At 64.4% G+C, this 18,998-nt stretch carries 21 protein-coding genes; 18 read left to right on the top strand and 3 right to left on the bottom strand.

Annotated elements, in window-relative coordinates; genetic code table 11:
• The first annotated feature begins 100 nt into the window (after nucleotides 1-100).
• From cydP to cydX, 4 genes are read left to right on the top strand one after another with little or no spacing between them, the layout of a single operon-like run.
• Complete coding sequence (gene cydP / locus M52SOB_RS12690) at nucleotides 101-316, top strand: cytochrome oxidase putative small subunit CydP (protein ID WP_131112146.1); 216 nt, start codon at nucleotides 101-103, stop codon at nucleotides 314-316.
• The gene (locus M52SOB_RS12685; protein WP_131112145.1) at nucleotides 294-1,856 is read left to right on the top strand and encodes a cytochrome ubiquinol oxidase subunit I; all 1,563 of its coding nucleotides are present in this window, start codon (nucleotides 294-296) and stop codon (nucleotides 1,854-1,856) included. Before cydP ends, M52SOB_RS12685 begins: the two co-directional genes overlap by 23 nt.
• A gap of 14 nt (nucleotides 1,857-1,870) precedes the next feature.
• Nucleotides 1,871-3,010, top strand: a complete 1,140-nt coding sequence (gene cydB, locus M52SOB_RS12680; protein WP_131112144.1) for a cytochrome d ubiquinol oxidase subunit II — start codon at nucleotides 1,871-1,873, stop codon at nucleotides 3,008-3,010.
• Between the two features lie 10 nt (nucleotides 3,011-3,020).
• Nucleotides 3,021-3,122: a cytochrome bd-I oxidase subunit CydX gene (gene cydX / locus M52SOB_RS12675; RefSeq protein WP_131112143.1), complete on the top strand. Its 102-nt coding sequence runs from the start codon at nucleotides 3,021-3,023 to the stop codon at nucleotides 3,120-3,122.
• Nucleotides 3,123-3,170: 48 nt separating this feature from the next.
• On the opposite strand, the gene cobU is transcribed toward cydX, so the two are convergent.
• Nucleotides 3,171-3,668, bottom strand: coding sequence for a bifunctional adenosylcobinamide kinase/adenosylcobinamide-phosphate guanylyltransferase (gene cobU / locus M52SOB_RS12670; protein WP_131112142.1), 498 nt, complete (start codon nucleotides 3,666-3,668; stop codon nucleotides 3,171-3,173).
• Between the two features lie 34 nt (nucleotides 3,669-3,702).
• On the opposite strand from cobU, the gene cobT reads away from it, so the two are divergent.
• The 3 genes from cobT to cobC are packed head-to-tail and all read left to right on the top strand — an operon-like array spanning nucleotide 3,703 to nucleotide 6,094.
• On the top strand, nucleotides 3,703-4,746 hold the full coding sequence (cobT, locus tag M52SOB_RS12665; RefSeq protein ID WP_431306340.1) for a nicotinate-nucleotide--dimethylbenzimidazole phosphoribosyltransferase: 1,044 nt from the start codon (nucleotides 3,703-3,705) through the stop codon (nucleotides 4,744-4,746).
• Nucleotides 4,743-5,519 carry an adenosylcobinamide-GDP ribazoletransferase gene (locus M52SOB_RS12660; RefSeq protein WP_131112141.1) on the top strand — a complete coding sequence of 259 codons (777 nt, stop codon included), beginning with the start codon at nucleotides 4,743-4,745 and terminating at the stop codon, nucleotides 5,517-5,519. Before cobT ends, M52SOB_RS12660 begins: the two co-directional genes overlap by 4 nt.
• The gene (gene cobC, locus M52SOB_RS12655; protein WP_131112140.1) at nucleotides 5,504-6,094 is read left to right on the top strand and encodes an alpha-ribazole phosphatase family protein; all 591 of its coding nucleotides are present in this window, start codon (nucleotides 5,504-5,506) and stop codon (nucleotides 6,092-6,094) included. Before M52SOB_RS12660 ends, cobC begins: the two co-directional genes overlap by 16 nt.
• Here the strand turns inward: cobC and M52SOB_RS12650 are convergent.
• Both M52SOB_RS12650 and mtgA read right to left on the bottom strand, forming a co-directional pair.
• Complete coding sequence (locus tag M52SOB_RS12650; protein ID WP_131112139.1) at nucleotides 5,985-7,367, bottom strand: magnesium and cobalt transport protein CorA; 1,383 nt, start codon at nucleotides 7,365-7,367, stop codon at nucleotides 5,985-5,987. The two genes, cobC and M52SOB_RS12650, sit on opposite strands and share 110 nt — an antisense overlap.
• Nucleotides 7,368-7,395: 28 nt before the next feature.
• Complete coding sequence (gene mtgA, locus M52SOB_RS12645) at nucleotides 7,396-8,091, bottom strand: monofunctional biosynthetic peptidoglycan transglycosylase (protein ID WP_131112138.1); 696 nt, start codon at nucleotides 8,089-8,091, stop codon at nucleotides 7,396-7,398.
• 434 nt (nucleotides 8,092-8,525) lie between these two features.
• Here mtgA and M52SOB_RS12640 point away from each other — a divergent pair, with 434 nt between their 5' ends.
• The 11 genes from M52SOB_RS12640 to M52SOB_RS12590 are packed head-to-tail and all read left to right on the top strand — an operon-like array spanning nucleotide 8,526 to nucleotide 18,989.
• Nucleotides 8,526-9,431: a universal stress protein gene (locus M52SOB_RS12640; protein ID WP_131112137.1), complete on the top strand. Its 906-nt coding sequence runs from the start codon at nucleotides 8,526-8,528 to the stop codon at nucleotides 9,429-9,431.
• 14 nt (nucleotides 9,432-9,445) lie between these two features.
• Nucleotides 9,446-12,133, top strand: a complete 2,688-nt coding sequence (locus tag M52SOB_RS12635; RefSeq protein ID WP_131112136.1) for a cation-transporting P-type ATPase — start codon at nucleotides 9,446-9,448, stop codon at nucleotides 12,131-12,133.
• Nucleotides 12,130-13,833 (top strand): Na/Pi cotransporter family protein, encoded by a 1,704-nt coding sequence (locus tag M52SOB_RS12630; RefSeq protein ID WP_131112135.1) that lies wholly within the window; start codon nucleotides 12,130-12,132, stop codon nucleotides 13,831-13,833. Before M52SOB_RS12635 ends, M52SOB_RS12630 begins: the two co-directional genes overlap by 4 nt.
• Nucleotides 13,830-14,300, top strand: a complete 471-nt coding sequence (locus M52SOB_RS12625; protein ID WP_131112134.1) for a Na+/H+ antiporter subunit E — start codon at nucleotides 13,830-13,832, stop codon at nucleotides 14,298-14,300. The genes M52SOB_RS12630 and M52SOB_RS12625 overlap by 4 nt, the downstream gene beginning before the upstream one ends.
• On the top strand, nucleotides 14,297-14,569 hold the full coding sequence (locus M52SOB_RS12620) for an MrpF/PhaF family protein (RefSeq protein WP_131112133.1): 273 nt from the start codon (nucleotides 14,297-14,299) through the stop codon (nucleotides 14,567-14,569). The genes M52SOB_RS12625 and M52SOB_RS12620 overlap by 4 nt, the downstream gene beginning before the upstream one ends.
• On the top strand, nucleotides 14,562-14,867 hold the full coding sequence (gene mnhG / locus M52SOB_RS12615; protein ID WP_131112132.1) for a monovalent cation/H(+) antiporter subunit G: 306 nt from the start codon (nucleotides 14,562-14,564) through the stop codon (nucleotides 14,865-14,867). The genes M52SOB_RS12620 and mnhG overlap by 8 nt, the downstream gene beginning before the upstream one ends.
• Nucleotides 14,864-15,109, top strand: a complete 246-nt coding sequence (locus M52SOB_RS12610; RefSeq protein WP_131112131.1) for a Na(+)/H(+) antiporter subunit B — start codon at nucleotides 14,864-14,866, stop codon at nucleotides 15,107-15,109. Before mnhG ends, M52SOB_RS12610 begins: the two co-directional genes overlap by 4 nt.
• Nucleotides 15,106-15,759, top strand: a complete 654-nt coding sequence (locus tag M52SOB_RS12605; protein ID WP_131112130.1) for an MnhB domain-containing protein — start codon at nucleotides 15,106-15,108, stop codon at nucleotides 15,757-15,759. The genes M52SOB_RS12610 and M52SOB_RS12605 overlap by 4 nt, the downstream gene beginning before the upstream one ends.
• Nucleotides 15,756-16,061 carry an NADH-quinone oxidoreductase subunit K gene (locus M52SOB_RS12600; RefSeq protein WP_284155110.1) on the top strand — a complete coding sequence of 102 codons (306 nt, stop codon included), beginning with the start codon at nucleotides 15,756-15,758 and terminating at the stop codon, nucleotides 16,059-16,061. The genes M52SOB_RS12605 and M52SOB_RS12600 overlap by 4 nt, the downstream gene beginning before the upstream one ends.
• Complete coding sequence (locus M52SOB_RS12595; RefSeq protein WP_131112129.1) at nucleotides 16,054-17,481, top strand: complex I subunit 5 family protein; 1,428 nt, start codon at nucleotides 16,054-16,056, stop codon at nucleotides 17,479-17,481. Before M52SOB_RS12600 ends, M52SOB_RS12595 begins: the two co-directional genes overlap by 8 nt.
• Nucleotides 17,478-18,989, top strand: coding sequence for a proton-conducting transporter transmembrane domain-containing protein (locus M52SOB_RS12590; protein ID WP_131112128.1), 1,512 nt, complete (start codon nucleotides 17,478-17,480; stop codon nucleotides 18,987-18,989). Before M52SOB_RS12595 ends, M52SOB_RS12590 begins: the two co-directional genes overlap by 4 nt.
• Nucleotides 18,990-18,998: the final 9 nt, after the last annotated feature.

Below are 18,998 nucleotides of genomic sequence, written 5' to 3'. Positions count from 1 at the left end.
ATGCGACGCGTTGCCGCGCGGTTCCCTGTCGCGCGTCATCAAACCGCATTGTGGCCTGCAGACGACCCGATTAGCATGCGCGGCCTGAATCGAGGTCTGCATGACGATGAAGCCGCTTTTTTCCTCTCCCTTGGCCCGCCACATCATTGCCGCCCTGCTGATCAAGGCAATCGCACTCGTCGGCCTATGGAGCGCCTTCGTTCTCCCGCAGAAAAAGAAGATCGACGGTGATGGCATGGCGCAACGCCTCGTCACCTCCCCCATTTCCCAATCAAGCAAGGAGGATAGCAACGATGATCGATCCCACCGCCGTTGACCTCGCGCGGTTGCAATTCGCTGCCACTGCGATGTACCACTTCCTGTTCGTGCCCCTCACCCTGGGCCTCTCCTGGCTGTTGGTGATCATGGAGTCTGCCTATGTGCTTTCCGGCAAGGAAATCTGGCGCGACATGACGAAGTTCTGGGGCAAGCTCTACGGCATCAACTTTGCGCTGGGGGTGTCCACGGGGCTGACGATGGAATTTCAGTTCGGCACCAACTGGGCCTATTACTCGCACTACGTCGGCGACATCTTCGGCGCGCCGCTGGCGATCGAGGGTTTGGCCGCCTTCTTCCTCGAATCGACCATGGTCGGCCTCTTCTTCTTCGGCTGGCAGCGGCTCTCAAAGGTCGGCCATCTCATGGTCACGATGTTGATGGCGCTCGGCACCAATCTGTCGGCCGTGCTGATCCTGATCGCCAATGGCTGGATGCAAGAGCCGGTGGGCGCCGCCTTCAATCCGGTGACGATGCGCATGGAGCTCAACGATTTCTGGGCGATCGTCTTCAACCCGGCCGCCCAGGCGAAGTTCGTCCATACCGTCTCGGCCGGTTATGTCACCGGCGCGGTATTCGTGCTGGCGATTTCCTCATGGTATCTGCTCAAAGGGCGGCACATCGAGTTTGCCAAACGGTCGTTCCGGGTGGCGGCCGCCTTTGGTCTCGCTGGCGCGGCTTCGGTGATCGTGCTTGGTGACGAATCTGGCTATGCCGTTTCCGAGGCGCAAAAGTCCAAGCTCGCCGCCCTCGAGGCCATGTGGGAGACGGAACCGGCGCCAGCGGGTTTCAACGTGATCGCCGGCATCGATGAGGAAAAGCAAACCAACAGTTGGGCGATCCGCATTCCCTATGTGCTGGGCCTCCTTGCCACGCGTTCGACCAGTGAGACCATCCCGGGCATCCGGGAGATTCGCGAGCACAACAAGGCGCGCATCGAGTCGGGCATCCAAGCGCTCGTCGCGCTCGAGGCGTTGCGCAAGAATCCGCAGGATGGGGTCATGCGCGAGCAATTCCAACGGCATCAGGCCGACCTCGGCTATGGTCTGCTGCTGAAGAAATACACCGAGGACATGGGCCAAGTCACGCCGGAAATGATCGCCCAGGCGGCGCACGATTCGGTGCCGAAGGTGGCGCCGCTCTTTTGGACTTTCCGCTTCATGGTGCTGGCCGCCTTGCTGATGCTGGCTCTCTTCGTTACCGCCATCTGGCATGCCGCCAAAGGCACTTTCACCGACAAACCCTGGCTGCTCAAGTGGGCTCTCTACACGCTGCCGTTGCCCTGGCTGGCGGCACATGCCGGCTGGTTCGTCGCCGAATATGGTCGGCAGCCGTGGACGGTGCATGGCCTGTTACCGACCCACCTTTCCGCCTCGACGCTGACCTCCGCCAACCTTTGGGGCTCGCTGGCCGGATTCCTCGGCTTTTACACCTTGCTGCTCATTGCCGAGCTCTACCTGATGATCAAGTACGCGAAGCTGGGTCCTTATGCCTCACTCGGCAAGCCGGAAACCGTGTCGGTTTCCGCTGCAACCGCCTGAAAGGAGAATGGAAGATGTTCGATTACGCGATGCTGAAATTGATCTGGTGGCTGCTGGTGGGCATTTTGCTCATTGGCTTCGCGGTCATGGACGGTCACGACATGGGGGTGGGCACGCTGCTGCCCTTTCTGGGCAAGAACGATGCCGAGCGACGCATCATGATCAATAGCGTGGCGCCGCACTGGGATGGCAACCAGGTGTGGTTCATCACCGGCGGTGGGGCGATTTTCGCCGCCTGGCCGGTGGTGTATGCCACGGCTTTCTCGGGTCTTTACTGGGCGCTATTGTTGGTGCTCTTTGCGCTGTTCTTCCGCCCGACCGGCTTCGATTACCGCTCCAAGATCGCTGATTCCCGCTGGCGCACCGCCTGGGATTGGGGCTTGTTCGCCGGTAGCGCGATTCCGGCGCTGGTCTTTGGCGTGGCTTTCGGCAATCTGCTGCAAGGCGTGCCATTTCACTTCGACGACAGCCTGCGTTCCTACTACACCGGCTCGTTCTGGGCGCTCGTACTCAACCCGTTTGCGCTTTTGTGCGGCATCGTCAGCCTGATGCTGCTCGTGCTGCAAGGCGCAACCTTTCTGGCCCACCGCACCGACGGGGAGCTGCAGCGGCGCAGCGTGAAGGCGGTGACCGTCGCGGGTGTCGTCGTTGCGGCGGGTTTTGCACTGGCCGGCGTCTTCGTGGCGATGATGCCGGGATACGTGGTGAAGAGCGCGCTCGATCCCAATGCCGTCCTCAACCCGCTGATGAAGGAGGTCGCGATCGAAAAAGGCGCTTGGCTTGCCAACTTCAGGCAGTGGCCGCTGCTGTGGCTGGCTCCTCTCTTAGGCATTGGCGGAGCGCTTCTCGCCGTTTGGCTGGTGCGCGCCGGCAAGACGCTCCTCTCATTCGTTGCCTCCTCCGTTGCCTGCGCCGGGGTGATCTTCACCACCGGTGCGGCGATGTTCCCCTTCGTGATGCCCTCGAGCAGCCAGCCCAACCACAGCCTGACCGCCTGGGACGTGACTTCGAGCGCCTACACGCTCAACGTGATGTTCTGGGTGGCGTTGATCTTCACGCCGCTCGTGCTCGCCTATACCGGCTGGGGCTATCGGGTGATGCGCGGCAAGCTGGATGAGCAATACATCGCCGCCAACGACAAAATGCTTTATTGAGGAGATCGCCATGTGGTATTTCGCTTGGATCCTGGGCCTAGCCATGGCCGTTTTGCTCGCCGTCGTCAATGCGCTCTGGCATGAGGCGCAGGAGACGAACGGCGCGCAATGAGGATTGCTTGCATGCTGCACCTCTTGGCCGGCGGGAAACCGCCGGTTTTTATTTGAGCTGCAGCGGCAATCCCGCGGCGATGAGGGTGACGCGGTCGGCGAGCTGGGCGATTGTCTGGTTGAGCCGCCCCTGTTCGTCGCGAAAGCGCCGCGCCAGCGCGTTTTCCGGCACGATGCCCCAGCCCACTTCGTTGGAAACGAGGAGGATCCGTCCCGGAAGTCGCGGCAACTCGGCGAGCAGCCGCTCGAGTTCCTCTTCCCGCGCGGAAAGCAGCACGTTGGAGAGCCACAGCGTCAAACAATCGACGATGAGACAGCGCTGTGGTGAAGCCTCGCGCGCGAGCGCGGCAGCCAACGCCAAGGGCTCCTCGATGGTGCGCCAGGCGGCGGGGCGGCGCGCTCGATGGTGGGCGATGCGTTCGCTCATTTCGGCATCACGCGCCTCGCCGGTGGCGACATAGACGACGGCCAGGCCGGAGGCCGCTGCCTGTGTTTCAGCGTAGCTGCTCTTGCCCGAACGGGCGCCGCCGAGGATCAGTTCGATCATGGGCGAAGGATACAATGCTGTTTTTTGGGTGGCGATGATGCAATTCCAGGTGGAACCGGCGAGCCGTGGGCTCGATACCGCTTTGCGGCAAGCGATCGACAACAAGACCAAGCCCCTGGGCAGCCTCGGCCGCATCGAGGCGCTCGCCTTGCAGCTCGGCCGCATCCAGCAGACACTCCTACCTACGCTGCGCCGTCCGCACATCGTCGTCTGCGCCGGCGATCATGGCGCGGCAAAAGCCGGCATCTCGGCCTATCCGCAGGAGGTGACCTGGCAGATGGTCGAGAATTTCTTGGCCGGCGGCGCGGCGATCAACGTCTTCGCGCGCGCCAATGGCCTGGAGCTCATCATCGTCGATTGCGGCGTCGCCCACGACTTTGGCGAGCGGCCCGGGCTGATCGACGCGAAAGTCTCAGCGATCGGCACGGCCTCGTATCTCGATGGCGCGGCGATGACGATGGCGCAATGCGAAACGGCGCTCGCCAACGGGGCGCGGATCGTCGCGCAGCTCGATGAGGCCGGCTGCAACGTCGTCGGCTTCGGCGAGATGGGGATTGGCAACACCGCCTCGGCCTCGCTCATCAGCCATTGCCTGACCGGCGCGCCGCTGGCCGACTGCGTCGGTCGCGGCACCGGGCTCGATGATGCGGGGCTGGCCAGAAAGCGGCAATTGCTCCAGCAGGCGCTCGATGTCTGGCTGCAGCGCAGCGACGAGCCGCTCGCGGTGCTGGCGCGCTACGGCGGCTTCGAGATCGCGACGATGGCCGGCGGCATGCTGGAAGCCGCGCGCCGCAAGATGCTGGTGCTGGTCGATGGCTTCATCTCCGGCGCGGCGGCGCTCATCGCCGCAAAGCTTGCGCCGGCCTTCCTCGACTATGCGGTGTTCTCGCATCTGTCGCAGGAACGAGGCCATCAGGTGCAGCTGGCGCACCTCGGCGCGCGGCCGCTCATCGACCTCGATCTGCGGCTTGGCGAAGGCACCGGCGCGGCGCTCGCCTGGCCGCTGGTCAAGAGCGCCAGCGCGATGCTGGGCGAGATGGCGAGCTTCGCCGAGGCCGGGGTGGCCGAAAGGCTGTGATTCGTCGGGAGATCGAATACTTCTTCGCCGCGCTGCGCTTTTTCACGCGCATCCCGGCGCCGGGCTGGGTCGGCCATTCGGTCGAGCAGCTCGATCACGCCGCGCGCTGGTTTCCGGCGGTGGGGGGCATCGTCGGCGCGATCGGCGCCATGGTCACGCTGGCGGCCGCATGGCTGTGGCCGCCGTCCATCGCCGTCTTGCTCGGCATGGCGGCGACCCTCATCGTCACCGGCGCCTTTCACGAGGACGGCCTCACCGACACGCTCGACGGCCTGGGTGGGGGCTGGACGCGCGAGCAGGCGCTGACGATCATGAAGGACTCACGCATCGGCAGTTTCGGTGCGATCGGCATCGTTGTGGTGTTGCTGATCAAGTTCGCGGCGCTTTTCGAGCTGCTGGCGGGCGAGGGTGCCGTCCCAGCAGCGCCGACTTTCGCGCTTGCGCTGATCGGTGGCCATGCGCTGTCGCGTTTCGCGGCGACGACCCTGATCTACGCGCTCGACTATGCGCGCGAAGCGGGCAAGGCGAAGCCTCTCGCCACGCGGCTGTCGAAGGGCGAGCTCGCCTTCGCGGCGCTCTGCGGGCTTTTGCCCTGCCTGTGCTTGCCTTGGCCGCAGGTGGCCGTCGCGCTCGCGCTCGTCGCGGGGGTCACGTGGCTGATGGCGCGCTGGTTCGTCCGCCGCCTCGGCGGCTATACCGGCGACTGCCTCGGGGCGACGCAACAACTCGCCGAAATCGCCTTCTATCTGGGGCTCACATGCGCCTGTGGTTGATCAGACACCCCTTGCCCGCCGTCGCCCCCGGCATCTGCTACGGCGCCACCGATCTGCCGCTCGCCGAGGATCCGGCGCTGCATGCCGCTGTGCTGGGCCCCTTGCTGCCCAAAGATTTGCCGGTCTACTCGAGTCCTTTGCAGCGCTGCTTGCGGCTCGCGGAACATCTGCATCCGGCGCCGATCGTCGATGCGCGACTGCGCGAGATCGATTTCGGCAATTGGGAAATGCAGCCGTGGGAGGCACTCGATCGCGCATTGCTCGATGCCTGGGCCGCCGATCCCTGCCATTTCCAGCCACCGGGCGGTGAGCGCGTGGCCGACCTGCGTCAGCGCGTGGCGGCTTTCCTGGCCGAATTGCCCGACGAGGCGGTGGTGGTCGCCCATGCTGGCGTGATCAAGGTCTGCGCGGCAGAACTCGCTGGCGAAACCGACTGGTTCGGCCTGCGCTTCGACTATGGCAGTCTCACGCTGATCGCGAACGGCGTGCGGCAAGCCGTTTGGCCGCCTCGCGACGCTCGAAATAGCGCAGCGCATGATAGGTGCCGAAACCTAAGAGTGCCATCGCCACGGTGAAGGCGCCGTAGGAGATCGGCCAGGGAATGCCCTGGGTCATCATCGAAAATTCCGACATGCCGCCGATGCCGGCGATGATGTTGATCGGCACGAACACGACGGTGATCGCCGTCAGTTTCGACACGCGCTTGTTCTGGTTGATGTTGATGAAACCGACCGCGGCATCCATCAGGAAGTTGATCTTGTTGAACAGGAACGAGGTGTGGCCGTCGAGCGACTCGATGTCGCGCAGGATCTGGCGCGCGTCCTCGTGCTGCTCCGGCTCCAGCAGCCGGCCGCGCATCAGGAACGAGAGCGCGCGGCGCGTATCGAGCACGTTCCTGCGGATGCGGCCGTTCAAGTCCTCGCCCTTGGCGATCTCGGCGAGGATCTCGGCCGCCTCGTCGTCGGAGACCTGCGGCGAGAGCACCTGACGGCCGACGCGTTCGAGCTCCGCATAGGTTTCCTCGAGCGTGTCGGCCGAGTATTCGACGTCGGCGCCAAACAGGTCGAGCAGCACGTCCTTGCCATCCGACACATAGCCCGGCTGAGTGCGTGCGCGCAGCCGTTGCAGGCGGAACACCGGCAGCTCCTCGTTGCGCACCGAGAACAGGATGTTCCGGTGCAGGATGAAGGCCACCGGCACGTTGCGCGTCACCCCCTGGCGGCTGAGCAGGAAGTTCGAACTCAAGTGCACCGCGCCGTTGTCGTCGATGTAGAAGCGCGCCGATTCCTCGATGTCGTCGACGTCTTCTGGGTCGGGCAGGTAGAGATCGAAGAATTCGCCGACCCAGGCACGCACCTGGGCAGAGGGCGCGACGAGGTCGATCCAGATCGGCGCCACCGTGGCGAGATCCTCGCGCCGGGCGATGCGCGCCTGCGACAGGCGGCCGTTTCTGAGCTCAAAGGCCGAGACCGCGCTGCTCGGCGCGCCGTGCAGCGGACGCGCGGCGAGCAATTCGGCGCGCAGTTCGTCGGGGAGGAATTCGAGCACCAGCTCGCCGCGGGACTCCTCGACTTCCTGCCAGGTGGTGAGACGATCTTCTTCCGGCAGGACTTCGATCAGGCGGGCGATTTCCGCGGCCGAAAGCCGCCGCAGCAGGTTGTGCAGCTCGACGAGGTGCTGGCGGTGCACCAGATCCTCGACCACGCCGTGGCGCGGCGTTTCCTGCTTCTCGACCAGCGCCTCGACGCGCCGCTGACGCGCGAGCAGCAGCTGCACGTCGGTGAGGTGCTGTTCGAAGAGACTTTGCGCACGCGGGCGTGGCTCGCGCGGATCGGGCTGGGCAGGCATGACGGGATTCTACGCTCGGCGCTGCACCTCAAGGCACGGAAGAGAGGTGCATCCTCGCGACAATTTGCTGCGTGCGCCGGTTGAGGTAGTCGGAATACGGGTTTTTCTCGAATCTGCGCGGGGCCGGCAGCATCACCGCCAGCCGTGCCGCCTGTTCCGGCCCGAGCTGACCTGCGCCGACACCGAAATAGCGCCGCGCCGCGGCCTCGGCGCCGAAGACGCCCTCGCCCCATTCGACGACGTTCAGATACACCTCGAGGATGCGCCGTTTGTCCCAGAAGGTTTCCAGCCAGACGGTGATGATCGCCTCCTGCAGTTTGCGGCCCGGCGTCTTGGCCGAGGTGAGGAACAGATTTTTCGCTAGTTGCTGCGAAATCGTCGAGCCGCCGGCGACGATTCGGCCCTTTTTCTCGTTTTTTTCCAGCGCCTTCTGGATGCCTTCCCAGTCGAAACCCTCGTGATCGATGAACTTGTCGTCCTCGGCAGCGACCACCGCGCGCTTGAGATGGAGGGAAATCTTCGCGTAAGGCACCCAGCTGTGGCGCAGCTGCGCCTGCGGGTTCTTTTCGCGCAGCTCGGCGAGGCGCTGTGCCATGAAACGCGTTTGGCCGGGATCATGGTCACGCCACCAGAGCACCCAGCCCAGATACCACCCCTGCCAGGCGAGCAAGGCCAACACGAACAAAGCCAGAGCACGCAGCAGCCAGCGTGGTGCCGCTCTCATCGAAGCACCTTCGGGTGGCAGACAGGAGCTTTCATCCGATTTTTCGAAGCACGACTTCAACCCAGATTGTCCATTAAGGTGCGAGGCGATTTCGTGGCGAGGGCGAGGCGATGTGCGTCCGCGCGACGAGCCAATAACGGTGTCTATTGGCGTGGAGCGCGGGCAGACAGCACCCGCCCGCAGACCGAAAGCGTCCGCGCAAGTCTGGCATCACCAAGGCTTGCACGCACTTGAGCGGGTTACAGGACGGTCTAATGGATAATCTGGGTTCAAATAATACGAATTTTTTCGACTTCAAAAACAGGCTAGATTTGATTTGCTGCAGCCTTGCTGCTTTTCTAAGGTGCAGAGGTTTTACTGATCAGATGATGGCAGCCAGCGCGCTGGCAGTGTAAGCTCCTCACCGTTCCTGCCCATCGCGAGAGGAAACGACCATGACTGCCGAAAACTTCAAGCCATTCAGCGGCGCTGAGAACTGCATTGTCGTCGCCACCGACCTCTCCGATGGCGCACGGATTGCCGTCGAACGCGGCGCACTGCTGGCAAAGCAGCTCGGCGCCGAGCTGGTTTTGCTGCACGTCTTCAATGACGGCTTGTGGGCAACGATCACCCAACTTTATGATGCCGAACGCTGGCATGGCCAGGAACCGGTTCTTGCTACGCGAGAGCGGCTCTCTGGGCTTGCTACCGATCTCACTACCCGTCATGGCATCGATGTTGTTGCCGAAACCCGTACCGGTCGTGCCGCGGCGAGCATTGCCAGTTTCGTCGTCGAGCGGCACGCACGTCTGCTCGTCGTCGGCGAGCATGGCGAAAATTGGGTTGGCGATACCTTCGTGGGCGGCACCGCTTTGAAGGTGCTCAAGCGTGCCGGCGTGCCGGCGCTGCTCGCCCGTCGTCCTGCCAGTGCCGGCTATCGACGCATCCTCATCGCCACCGATTTTTCCGACTGCGCGAGGCGTGCTGCACTGCTGGCGCGCGAGCTCTTTCCGACCGCAGAACGTGCGCTGCTACACGTCTATTCGGTTGCCTTCGAGGGCCGTATGCGGCTGGCCGGTGCCGGTGATGCAGACGTCGAGCACTACCGCGATGTCGAGCGCCGCCGTGCCGAAGCGCAGCTACGCGAATTTGCCGCAGCGATCGACGGGGTGGAAGGATGGCGAACCTGGGCCGTGTATGGCAGCCCTGCGCCAACCATCTGTACCCAGGCGATGCAACACGATGCCGATCTCATCGTCATCGGCCGGCACGGCGGCAGCGAGGCCGAAGAATGGTTGCTGGGCAGCGTGACGCAAAACGTGCTCTACAACGCTCCCTGCGACGTGCTGTTATCACCCTGAGCAGGGGGGCGATCATGACCACTCCCTTCTGGCATGCCCTGCCGGGCGATGTCGCCATTGCCGAGTTGCAAAGCGATCGGGCCTCAGGGCTGACCACGCAAGAGGCGGCACAACGGCTGAGGCAATACGGAGCGAATCGTCTCACCCCGCCGAAGAAGCGCGGGCCCCTAATGCGCTTCTTGCTGCAATTCCACAATGTGCTGATCTACGTGCTGCTGGGTGCGGCCGCAGTGACGGCGGGTCTTGGCCACTGGGTCGATTGCGGTGTGATTCTCGGCGTGGTTATCATCAACGCCCTGATTGGTTTCATCCAGGAGGGTAAGGCGGAAAAATCGCTCGAGGCGATCCGCGCCATGCTCTCGCCTTCCGCCACCGTGCTGCGCGATGGCCGGCGACAGGAAATCGACGCGACCATGCTCGTGCCTGGCGACATCGTGCTGCTCGCCTCGGGTGACAAGGTGCCGGCCGATCTGCGCCTGATCGAAGTACGCAATCTGCGCATCGAGGAAGCCGCGCTGACCGGTGAATCGGAGCCGGTGGAGAAGTCGGTTGCCCCAGTCGCGGTGAATGCGCCGCTCGGTGATCGCAAAGGGATGGGCTTTTCCGGCACCCTGGTGGTTTTCGGTCAAGGCAAGGGCATTGTCGTTGCGACTGGGGATGCCACCGAGATGGGTCGCATTGGCCGCATGCTCGCCGACGTGGCAAGTGTCGAGACACCGCTGATGCGCCAGATGGCGGGTTTCGGGCGCTGGCTCACCGTCGGCATCCTGGTGCTGGCTGCCCTCGTGCTCGTCTTTGGCATGCTGGTGCATCAGCAGCCGGCCGGCGAAATGTTCCTCGCCGCGGTCGGCCTGGCCGTTGCCGCGATTCCAGAGGGTCTGCCGGCGATCATGACCATCACCTTGGCGGTCGGCGTGCAACGCATGGCGGCCCGCCACGCGATCATCCGCCGCATGCCGGCGGTCGAAACCTTGGGCGCGGTGACGACGATCTGTTCAGACAAGACCGGCACACTCACCCAAAACGAGATGACCGTGCAACGGCTCATCACCGCAGAACGGCGCATCGAGGTCTCGGGCATTGGCTATGCGCCGCACGGCGGTTTTCAACTCGATGGCCGCGAAGCGCCGCTCGAAGAACTGCCTGAGCTGGCCGACATCGCCCGCGTGGCGCTGCTGTGCAACGATGCGCGGCTCATTGCAGAAAACGACGCGTGGCGCATCGAAGGCGATCCGACTGAGGGCGCGCTCCTGGTATTGGCTGCCAAGGCGGGACTCGATATGCGCGTCATGGGCGCAATGCTACCCCGCATCGACGTCATCCCGTTCGAATCCGAACACCGCTTCATGGCTACCTTGCATCATGACCATGCCGGACATGTGTTCGCCTTCGTCAAGGGCGCGCCGGAAGTCGTATTGCAGATGTGTGCGAAACAGCGTGTCGCGGGGAGCGACCTGCCGCTCGATCTGGCCTTTTGGCAGCACCGCGTCGAGTCGCTTGCTGCGGAGGGTTTTCGCGTGCTCGCCTTGGCGGCGGCGCCGATGCAGCGCGGCCAGCGCGAACTTTCCTTCGCCGACGTCGAGGCAGGACTGACACTTTTGGCGCTGGCAGCGCTCGTCGATCCGCCGCGCGAGGAAGCCATCCGCGCCGTGGCCACCTGCCGCAGCGCCGGCATCCGTGTCAAGATGATCACCGGGGATCATGCCATCACCGCCTCTGCGATCGCCCGCAAGATGGGTTTTCAACACACCGAGCGGGCGATGACCGGCAGCGACATCGAGGCGCTCGATGATGCCGCTTTGCAGCGTGCCGTCGCAGAAACCGACGTTTTCGCCCGCGCCAGTCCCGAGCACAAGCTGCGCCTGGTGGCTGCCTTGCAGGCCAATGGCGAGGTGGCGGCGATGACCGGCGACGGGGTGAATGACGCTCCCGCTCTGAAGCGCGCCGATGTGGGCATCGCGATGGGTAAGAAGGGCACCGAAGCCGCCAAGGAGGCCGCCGCCATGGTGCTCGCCGACGACAATTTCGCCTCGATCGCCGCCGCGGTCGAGGAAGGTCGCACGGTCTATGACAACCTGCGCAAGGCGGTCGTCTTCGTGCTGCCCACGAGCTTCGGTCAGGCGGCGATGGTGGCGGTCGCTGTCTTGGCCGGCGCGACGCTGCCGATCACGCCGGTGCAAATCCTCTGGGTGAACATGGTCACGGCCGTCACGCTTTCGCTTGCCATCGCCTTCGAACGGCCGGAGCCGGGCTTGATGGCGCGCCCGCCGCGCAATCCGCGCGAGGGGCTGATCAATGGCTTCATGCTCTGGCGCATCGTTTTCGTCACCATGCTCATGGTTGCCACTTCATACGGTCTGTTCCTCTGGGAGCTTTCCCGTGGCATGACGCTCGAATTCGCGCGCACCGCCGCCGTCAATATGCTGGTCGCGGGGCAAATCGTCTATCTTTTCAACTGCCGGCGATTATTTGCACCGGCGCTCAGGCGTGACGGACTGCCCGCTAATCCGGTCATACTGAAAGCGATCGTGCTGCTGCTCGTCTTGCAGTTTGCCGTCACGCACGTGCCACTCAAGCAGGCGCTCTTTGGCACCGCAGACCTGAATGCCGAAACCTGGCTGCGTGTTTTTATAGGGAGTCTGGCGATTTTCTGCGCGGTAGAGGCGGAAAAGTTCGTCTGGCGTCGCCGGGCGGCCCAATGAACACGGAGAACATGGCGGGCGGACTCGTCGGCGGGGTTGGCCTGTTTCTGCTCGGCATGGGGCTGATGACCGACGGTTTGCGGCTTGCCGCCGGGCCTGCGCTCGAGCGCATCCTCGCCAGCTCGACCCGGACCCGCCTGCGCGGGCTTGCCTCGGGTGCGCTGGTGACGATTGCGGTGCAATCGTCGAGCGCGGTGACAGTGGCGGCGATCGGCTTCGTCAATGCCGGCCTGCTTTCGCTCGGCCAGGCGCTGTGGGTGCTGTTCGGCGCCAACGTCGGTACTACGATGACCGGCTGGCTGGTTGCCCTGGTCGGCATGAAATTCAAGATCGACCTTATCGCACTACCGTTGATCGGCATCGGCATGCTGCTTCGGCTCACCGGAGAAAACGCGCGCCGCGGCGCGGTGGGCACGGCGCTCGCCGGTTTCGGCGTGCTTTTCCTCGGCATCGACCTGCTCAAGGACACCTTTTCCGGCGTCGCCGCCGACTTCCAGCTGCCTCATTGGCAGGGCATGATCGGCGTTGTCGCCATGGTGCTGGTCGGCATCCTGATGACGGTGCTGATGCAGGCCTCGGCGGCCGCGCTGGTAATCGCCTTTTCGGCCGCGCAAACCGGCCTGGTGACCATCGAGTCCGCCGCTGCCGTAGTGATCGGCGCCAACGTCGGCACGACCGTGACGGCGCTGCTTGCCGCCATCGGGGCGACGCCCAACGCCAAGCGCGCCGCCATGGCGCACGTTCTCTTCAATGTGCTGACCGCCATCGTCGCACTCGCACTTTTGCCCTGGCTGCTCGCACTCCTCGGTTCTCTGCGCGAGATGCTCGGCCTCGACCGTGCGCCGGCGGCGCAACTTGCGCTTTTTCACACCGCATTCAACGTTCTCGGCGTCGCACTGATTTGGCCGCTCGCCGAGCAACTGACCACCTTCTTGCAGCAGCGTTTCAAAAGCGCCGAGGAAGACGAAGCGCGGCCGCGCTATCTCGACAAGACGGTGCTGGCCGTGCCAGCGCTGGCGCTCGATGCGCTCGAGCGGGAAATCGTCCGCATGGGGACGATCGCGCTACGCAGTGTGCGTACGGCATTCGGTCCCCAGCCGGTGGCCGATGGCAACCAGCGCAGCGTCGCCCGGCTCTCTCTGGCGATTGCGGACTTCATCGCCCAGTTGAACCGAACGGGCATGGCGGTCGATAGCGCCAAACGTCTGCCCGAGCTGCTGCGCGTCGCTCGTTACTACGAAGCCGCCGCCGAACTAGCCGCCGAAGCGGGAGCCGCGCTGGCGGAAATGCCGGCAGAGGATGTGCTCGCCGCTGAAACGGCAGCGTTCTGCCAACGCGGCGAAGCGCTGCTGGACACCGTCGATCCGGCACAGGGATTGCCGCCCGGCGAACGCATCCAAGCGGCGCTGACTGCTTTCGAGGCGGACTATCAAAGGCTCAAAGCGGCGCTCTTGGCAGCGGGTGCCCAAGGCGTCTTACCCGTCGCGGCAATGGACGCCCGGCTGCGCGCAGCGAGTGCTCTCCGCCGCGCGGGTGAGCAGGTGACCAAGGCGGCGCGGTTGTTCACGAATTTGCATGCCGTGTCGAAGGATGGCGCTGGCGGGAAGACGCCCCCACCTATTCAACAAGACGGGGGGATGCTCCCAGCAGAAACAGAAGGGACGAAGCCAGCGGTCGGCGCTGGCGGGGCGGCACCATGATGCGAGCGATCGTGCTGCGCGGCTCGATGTTCGCCATCCTCTGGTGGCTGCTCGCCGAGGGGCGCAGCGATACCGCGTGGCTGGGCGGGGCTGCGGTCGTGGCTGCGACCTGGGCGAGCGTGAAACTATCGCCTCCCACATCCTCGTCCATTCAACTCACTGCCCTGCCAGGCTTTCTCGGTTTCTTTTTCTGGCACTCGCTGCGCGGAGGCATGCAAGTCGCCGCCTTGGCCTTCCGTGGCCGCGCCGCTTTGCGTCCTGGTTTTGTCGAGATGACGGCGCTGCTACCGCCGGGCACTCCACGCCTCATGCTGACTGGTATCCTCGGCCTGATGCCGGGGACGGTGGGTGTCGATCTCGATGGGGTGACGCTCAAACTTCACGTGCTCGATGAGCGACTGCCGGTGACCCGCGACACTCGGGCGCTCGAAGTGGCCATCGGTCGCCTGTTCGGGGTCAAGCCATGACGACGTTGATGCTCCTTACCGCCGTTTTCCTGCTCGGCAACCTCGTCGTCGCGCTTCTTGCTGCCGCACGCGGGCCCACCCCTGCCGACCGCATGCTGATGGCTTTGCTGTTCGGTACCACTGGCACCGGCATCCTCGCACTGTTGTCGGTCGTCTCGGCGAGTACGCCGCTCATCGATGTGGCGCTGGTTCTGGCATTGCTCGCCGCGATCGGCGGCATCGCCTTCGCCAAGCGCGCCTGGCGCGGCGGGGAGGGCAGCGATGATTGATTGGCTCGCCGCAGCGCTGCTCATCCTCGGCGCGGGGTTTTTTTTTGCCGGGACGTTGGGGCTCCTGCGCTTTCCGGATGTCTATAGTCGCTTGCATGCGCTCGCCAAGGCCGACAATCTCGGCTTGGGCTGCATCCTTTTGGGCCTTGCGTTGAAAGCCGACGACTTTGTCTTGGCGGTAAAGCTGCTTTTGATCTGGCCGCTCGTACTCGCAGCGAGCGCCACAGTCGGTTTCGCGATCGCTCGTCGCGCCGTGGCACTGGGCATTCGTCCGTGGCGCGGGGAGAACGAGGAATGATCGTCTTCGATTTCCTGCTCGCCTTTGCGCTGTTGTGGAGCGCCTGGCGCACGCTGACGACGACACGGCTCGATCGCGCCATCGTTTTCTTCATCGCCTTCGGTCTGCTGATGACGCTGGCCTGGGCGCGGCTTGCCGCGCCCGACATCGCACTTGCCGAGGCGGCCATCGGCGCGGGGCTCACCGGCGCCTTGCTGCTGGATGCCTATGGCGCCCTCAAGCGGCGCAAGAGACGGCCATGAAGCGACTCGGCGTCATCCTGCTCGCCCTTAGCTTCGTCGTCCTCACCGCCGGAGCAATGCTCGAACTCGGGCCGGCCGCCGTCGATCTGCGCACCCTGGTCACCACCCATCTGGCCGAGTCCGGTACGCGCCATCCGGTCACCGCCGTGCTGCTCAACTACCGCGGCTACGACACGCTGCTCGAAGTCGCCGTGCTGCTCATCGCCCTCTTGGCCATCCTCGCGGTGGCGGAACGGACAGACACGCCGCCAACACGCGCGGCACACCCCCTGCTGCAAACCTTGGCCCGCGTGGCGACCCCGGCAATGATCGTCGTCGCCATTTATCTCCTCTGGGCCGGCGCGCATCGCCCGGGCGGGGCCTTTCAGGCTGCCGCGGTGCTGGCCGCCACCGCGGTGCTCATGCATCTCGTCGGCCTGCTGCCGGGCTGGAGCACGCCGGCTCTAAGGCTGCGCCTCGCATTCGCCGTCGGCTTTATTGTTTTTCTCGCCATCGCTGCCGCGTTGCTGATGCAAGGCGCGCTGCTCCAATATCCGCCCTCGGCGGCAGGCTGGCTGATCCTGACGATCGAGGCGGGACTGACGGTCTCACTCGGTTTGATTCTTGCCGGCCTGTTCCTTTTCCTTTCGCGCGATGAAGACGGGGGATGATGAGCAGCGGACTCCTTTACGCACTGGTCGGTCTCGCCCTGTTTGCGTTCGGCTTGGCCGGCGTGGTGCTGATTGGCCACCTGCTGCGCCGCATCCTCGCCTTCAACCTGATGGGTAGCGGTGCCTTTTTGGTGCTGGTGGGTCTGGCACAGCGCAACGATCTGCCCGATCCGCTACCACAGGCGATGGTGCTCACCGGCATCGTCGTTTCGGTGGCCGCCACCGCCTTGGCGCTCGCCCTCGTACGCCGGCTTCAGGCGCTGACAGGCAAGCCAGAATTGCCCGAGGCAGAGGATGAGTGATCCGCTGATTTGGCTGATCCTGCTGCCGCTCTTTTGGACGACGCTCGCTTTCCTGTTTGGGCCGGCGCGTGGTGCATGGCTCGCCATCACGGGCGCCGCGGCTCAGCTTGCGCTTGCCGTGGCGCTGGCGCTGAAAGTCGGCGCTGACAGAACGGCACATCATCACCCCGTCGGCGGCTGGGACGCCCCCCTCGGCATCGATCTGACCGCCGATGGACTCTCGGCTGCCTTGCTTCTTCTCACTCAGTGCGTCGCACTGCCGCTGTTCATTTATGCGCACCGCTACTTTCGTGCCGGGGATCCCACCGGCCGTTACTTCTGGCCGCTTGCGGGTTTTTTGCTGGCTGGCATGAACGCCTTGTTCGCCTCGGCTGATCTGTTCAATCTCTACGTCACGCTCGAACTCGTCGGACTGGCGGCAGTGGGGCTGGTCGCCGCCGAGGGCGGCACGCGACAGCTTGCCGCGGCATTGCGCTATCTTTTTGCCACGCTGGTCGGTTCGGGTCTTTATCTCTTGGGCGTCGCATTGCTCTATGGCGCTTATGGCACGGTATCGAGCGCGATGCTCACGGCCCTGGTGAGCGATGCTGCACCCCGGCTCGTCTGGATCGCCGCCGCGCTGATGGTCGTCGGCCTGATGGTGAAGACGGCCCTGTTCCCCTTCCATTTCTGGCTGCCGCCGGCCCACGGCGGCGCACCGGCACCGGTCTCGGCCCTGCTTTCGGCATTGGTCGTCAAAGCCTCGTTTTATCTCTTGCTACGCCTGTGGTTGGGGCCTTTCGCCGCCCTGTTGCCGAGCTTCGCCGGCTTCATCGCGACGTGCGGCGCGATGGCGATCTTCTGGGGTTCCTGGCGGGCGATCCGCGCCGAGCGCATCAAGGCGCTCATCGCCTGGTCGACGGTGGCGCAGCTCGGCTATCTGTTCCTGATCTTTCCACTATTCACTGCACCGGCTGCGCTCGCGGCCGGCCTGACGCAGGTCTTCGCCCACGGGCTCGCCAAGGCGGGATTTTTTGCCGCAGCAGGCGTATTCATCAAAACGACCGGCCAGGACACGGTAGCGGGGCTTGCCGGCGCTGCCAGCCGGCGGCCGCTGACACTGTTCGCCTGGGGTTTGTCCGGCATGACACTGATGGGCCTGCCGCCTTCGGCGGGTTTTCTCGCCAAATGGCAGCTCATCGAACTCGCGCTCGACCGCGGGCTGTGGCCGATCGTCTACGTCGTGCTGGCAGGTGGCCTGATGACCGCGGTCTATGTCTTCCGCGTGCTGCGGCAGGCGTTTTTGCCTGCTACCGCAACAGCGCCGCACCACAAGGTGCCGCGCACACTCGAATGGATGGCGTTTGTGCTCTCCGCTGCCAGTGTCCTCATCGGCTTGCGCGCTATCGAGTTGGTCGCTTTGGCAGGAGTGATCGCATGACTGCGCAGGAATGGCTGCCGCTTGCCGTGCTCGCTTCTTCCTTCTTGCCCGGACTCGTCATCTTCACGCTGCCGGAACGCTGGATCGGTGTGCGCACGACGCTCAACCTGTTCGGTGCAATCGCCAAGCTCGTGCTGGTCGGCCTGCTGCTCGCTGGCGTCGCGACAGGCGAAGCCTATGGCATCCGCTATGCCGTGTTGCCAGGGCTCGATCTCGCTTTCAAGGCCGATGCGCTGGGGCTCTTGTTCATCTCGCTGTCGGCCGTCTTGTGGCTGCTCACGACGCTCTACGCGATCGGTTACCTCGAAGGCGCGCCACACCGCAGCCGCTTCTTTGGCTTCTTCAGCCTGTGTGTCACCGCGACGATGGGCATCGCGATGGCGGCCAATTTGTTCACGTTCTTCGTCTTCTACGAATTATTGACGCTCGCGACCTTCCCTCTGGTCGTGCATCGCGGCACCGCAGCGGCGATGAAGGGCGGCACCGTCTATCTCGCCTACACCCTGATCGGCGGCACGCTACTGCTCACCGGCATCGTCTGGTTGCATCACTTGGCCGGCCATACCGAATTCGGTCATCGCGGTTTTGCTGCGGCGCTCGGCCCCACCGCTGCCAGCCATCTCAAGCTCATCTTCCTGTTCCTGATCCTTGGCGTCGGCGTCAAGGCAGCGCTCGTGCCGCTGCATGGCTGGCTGCCGCGCGCGATGGTAGCTCCCGCACCGGTCTCGGCCCTGCTGCATGCGGTGGCGGTGGTCAAGGCGGGTGCTTTCGGTATCGTGCGCATCGTCTATGAGGTCTATGGCGTCGAATTCGCTGCATCGCTCGATCTATTGACGCCGCTTGCGATAGTCGCCGCGATCACCATCCTGTGGGGTAGCCTGCGTGCGCTTGCCCAGGACGACCTCAAAAAACGTCTTGCGTTCTCGACCGTGAGCCAGGTCTCCTATATCGCGCTTGGTGTCGCCCTGTTTGGGCCGATCGGCACGATCGGCGGGCTCGTGCATCTGGTGCATCAGGGCATCATGAAAATCACACTCTTTTTCTGCGCCGGCAACTACGCGGAAACCTTGGGAATTCACAAAGTGAGCGAAATGAACGGCGTCGGCCGGCGCATGCCGCTGACTACGCTCGCCTTTTCGATCGCCGCGCTCGGCATGATGGGCGCGCCCTGGACGGCCGGCGCGGTGAGCAAGGCCTGGCTGATCGATGGTGCGCGCGCGGCCGGCATGGACTGGGCGATCTGGGTGTTGTGGGCATCGAGCCTTTTGAATGCCGCCTACTTCCTGCCGATCCTCTGGCGCGCCTGGTTGCGGCCGATGCCGGCGACCTGGCCTGATGAACACATCCTGCGGCGGGGTTCCCTTGAGACGAGCCGGCTGCTGCTTCTGCCGCCGCTCGTCACGGCGGCGGCGGTGCTCATCGCCGGCATCTGGGCGGAAGCCGATTGGAGCCCGCTTTCCTGGGCGCGGCTGATTGCCGTCCGAGAGTATGTGATGCCGGTACAGTGAAATGTACGT

The organism is Sulfuricystis thermophila (assembly GCF_004323595.1).
Lineage (GTDB): Bacteria > Pseudomonadota > Gammaproteobacteria > Burkholderiales > Rhodocyclaceae > Sulfuricystis > Sulfuricystis thermophila.
Note: the sequence above shows the minus strand (reverse complement) of the source record. Positions and strands in the feature narration are given on the sequence as shown.

What these genes read in the sequence shown, in the direction of transcription:
- M52SOB_RS12625 (WP_131112134.1), top strand. Translation starts at nt 13,830, where the DNA reads ATGATGCGAGCGATCGTGCTGCGCGGCTCGATGTTCGCCATCCTCTGG.
- M52SOB_RS12640 (WP_131112137.1), top strand. Translation starts at nt 8,526, where the DNA reads ATGACTGCCGAAAACTTCAAGCCATTCAGCGGCGCTGAGAACTGCATT.
- M52SOB_RS12685 (WP_131112145.1), top strand. Translation starts at nt 294, where the DNA reads ATGATCGATCCCACCGCCGTTGACCTCGCGCGGTTGCAATTCGCTGCC.
- M52SOB_RS12635 (WP_131112136.1), top strand. Translation starts at nt 9,446, where the DNA reads ATGACCACTCCCTTCTGGCATGCCCTGCCGGGCGATGTCGCCATTGCC.
- M52SOB_RS12590 (WP_131112128.1), top strand. Translation starts at nt 17,478, where the DNA reads ATGACTGCGCAGGAATGGCTGCCGCTTGCCGTGCTCGCTTCTTCCTTC.
- M52SOB_RS12630 (WP_131112135.1), top strand. Translation starts at nt 12,130, where the DNA reads ATGAACACGGAGAACATGGCGGGCGGACTCGTCGGCGGGGTTGGCCTG.
- mtgA (WP_131112138.1), bottom strand. Translation starts at nt 8,091, where the DNA reads ATGAGAGCGGCACCACGCTGGCTGCTGCGTGCTCTGGCTTTGTTCGTG.
- M52SOB_RS12600 (WP_284155110.1), top strand. Translation starts at nt 15,756, where the DNA reads ATGATGAGCAGCGGACTCCTTTACGCACTGGTCGGTCTCGCCCTGTTT.
- M52SOB_RS12610 (WP_131112131.1), top strand. Translation starts at nt 14,864, where the DNA reads ATGATCGTCTTCGATTTCCTGCTCGCCTTTGCGCTGTTGTGGAGCGCC.
- cobU (WP_131112142.1), bottom strand. Translation starts at nt 3,668, where the DNA reads ATGATCGAACTGATCCTCGGCGGCGCCCGTTCGGGCAAGAGCAGCTAC.
- cydP (WP_131112146.1), top strand. Translation starts at nt 101, where the DNA reads ATGACGATGAAGCCGCTTTTTTCCTCTCCCTTGGCCCGCCACATCATT.
- cydX (WP_131112143.1), top strand. Translation starts at nt 3,021, where the DNA reads ATGTGGTATTTCGCTTGGATCCTGGGCCTAGCCATGGCCGTTTTGCTC.
- mnhG (WP_131112132.1), top strand. Translation starts at nt 14,562, where the DNA reads ATGATTGATTGGCTCGCCGCAGCGCTGCTCATCCTCGGCGCGGGGTTT.
- cobT (WP_431306340.1), top strand. Translation starts at nt 3,703, where the DNA reads ATGATGCAATTCCAGGTGGAACCGGCGAGCCGTGGGCTCGATACCGCT.
- M52SOB_RS12650 (WP_131112139.1), bottom strand. Translation starts at nt 7,367, where the DNA reads ATGCCTGCCCAGCCCGATCCGCGCGAGCCACGCCCGCGTGCGCAAAGT.
- M52SOB_RS12620 (WP_131112133.1), top strand. Translation starts at nt 14,297, where the DNA reads ATGACGACGTTGATGCTCCTTACCGCCGTTTTCCTGCTCGGCAACCTC.
- M52SOB_RS12605 (WP_131112130.1), top strand. Translation starts at nt 15,106, where the DNA reads ATGAAGCGACTCGGCGTCATCCTGCTCGCCCTTAGCTTCGTCGTCCTC.
- cydB (WP_131112144.1), top strand. Translation starts at nt 1,871, where the DNA reads ATGTTCGATTACGCGATGCTGAAATTGATCTGGTGGCTGCTGGTGGGC.
- M52SOB_RS12595 (WP_131112129.1), top strand. Translation starts at nt 16,054, where the DNA reads ATGAGTGATCCGCTGATTTGGCTGATCCTGCTGCCGCTCTTTTGGACG.
- cobC (WP_131112140.1), top strand. Translation starts at nt 5,504, where the DNA reads ATGCGCCTGTGGTTGATCAGACACCCCTTGCCCGCCGTCGCCCCCGGC.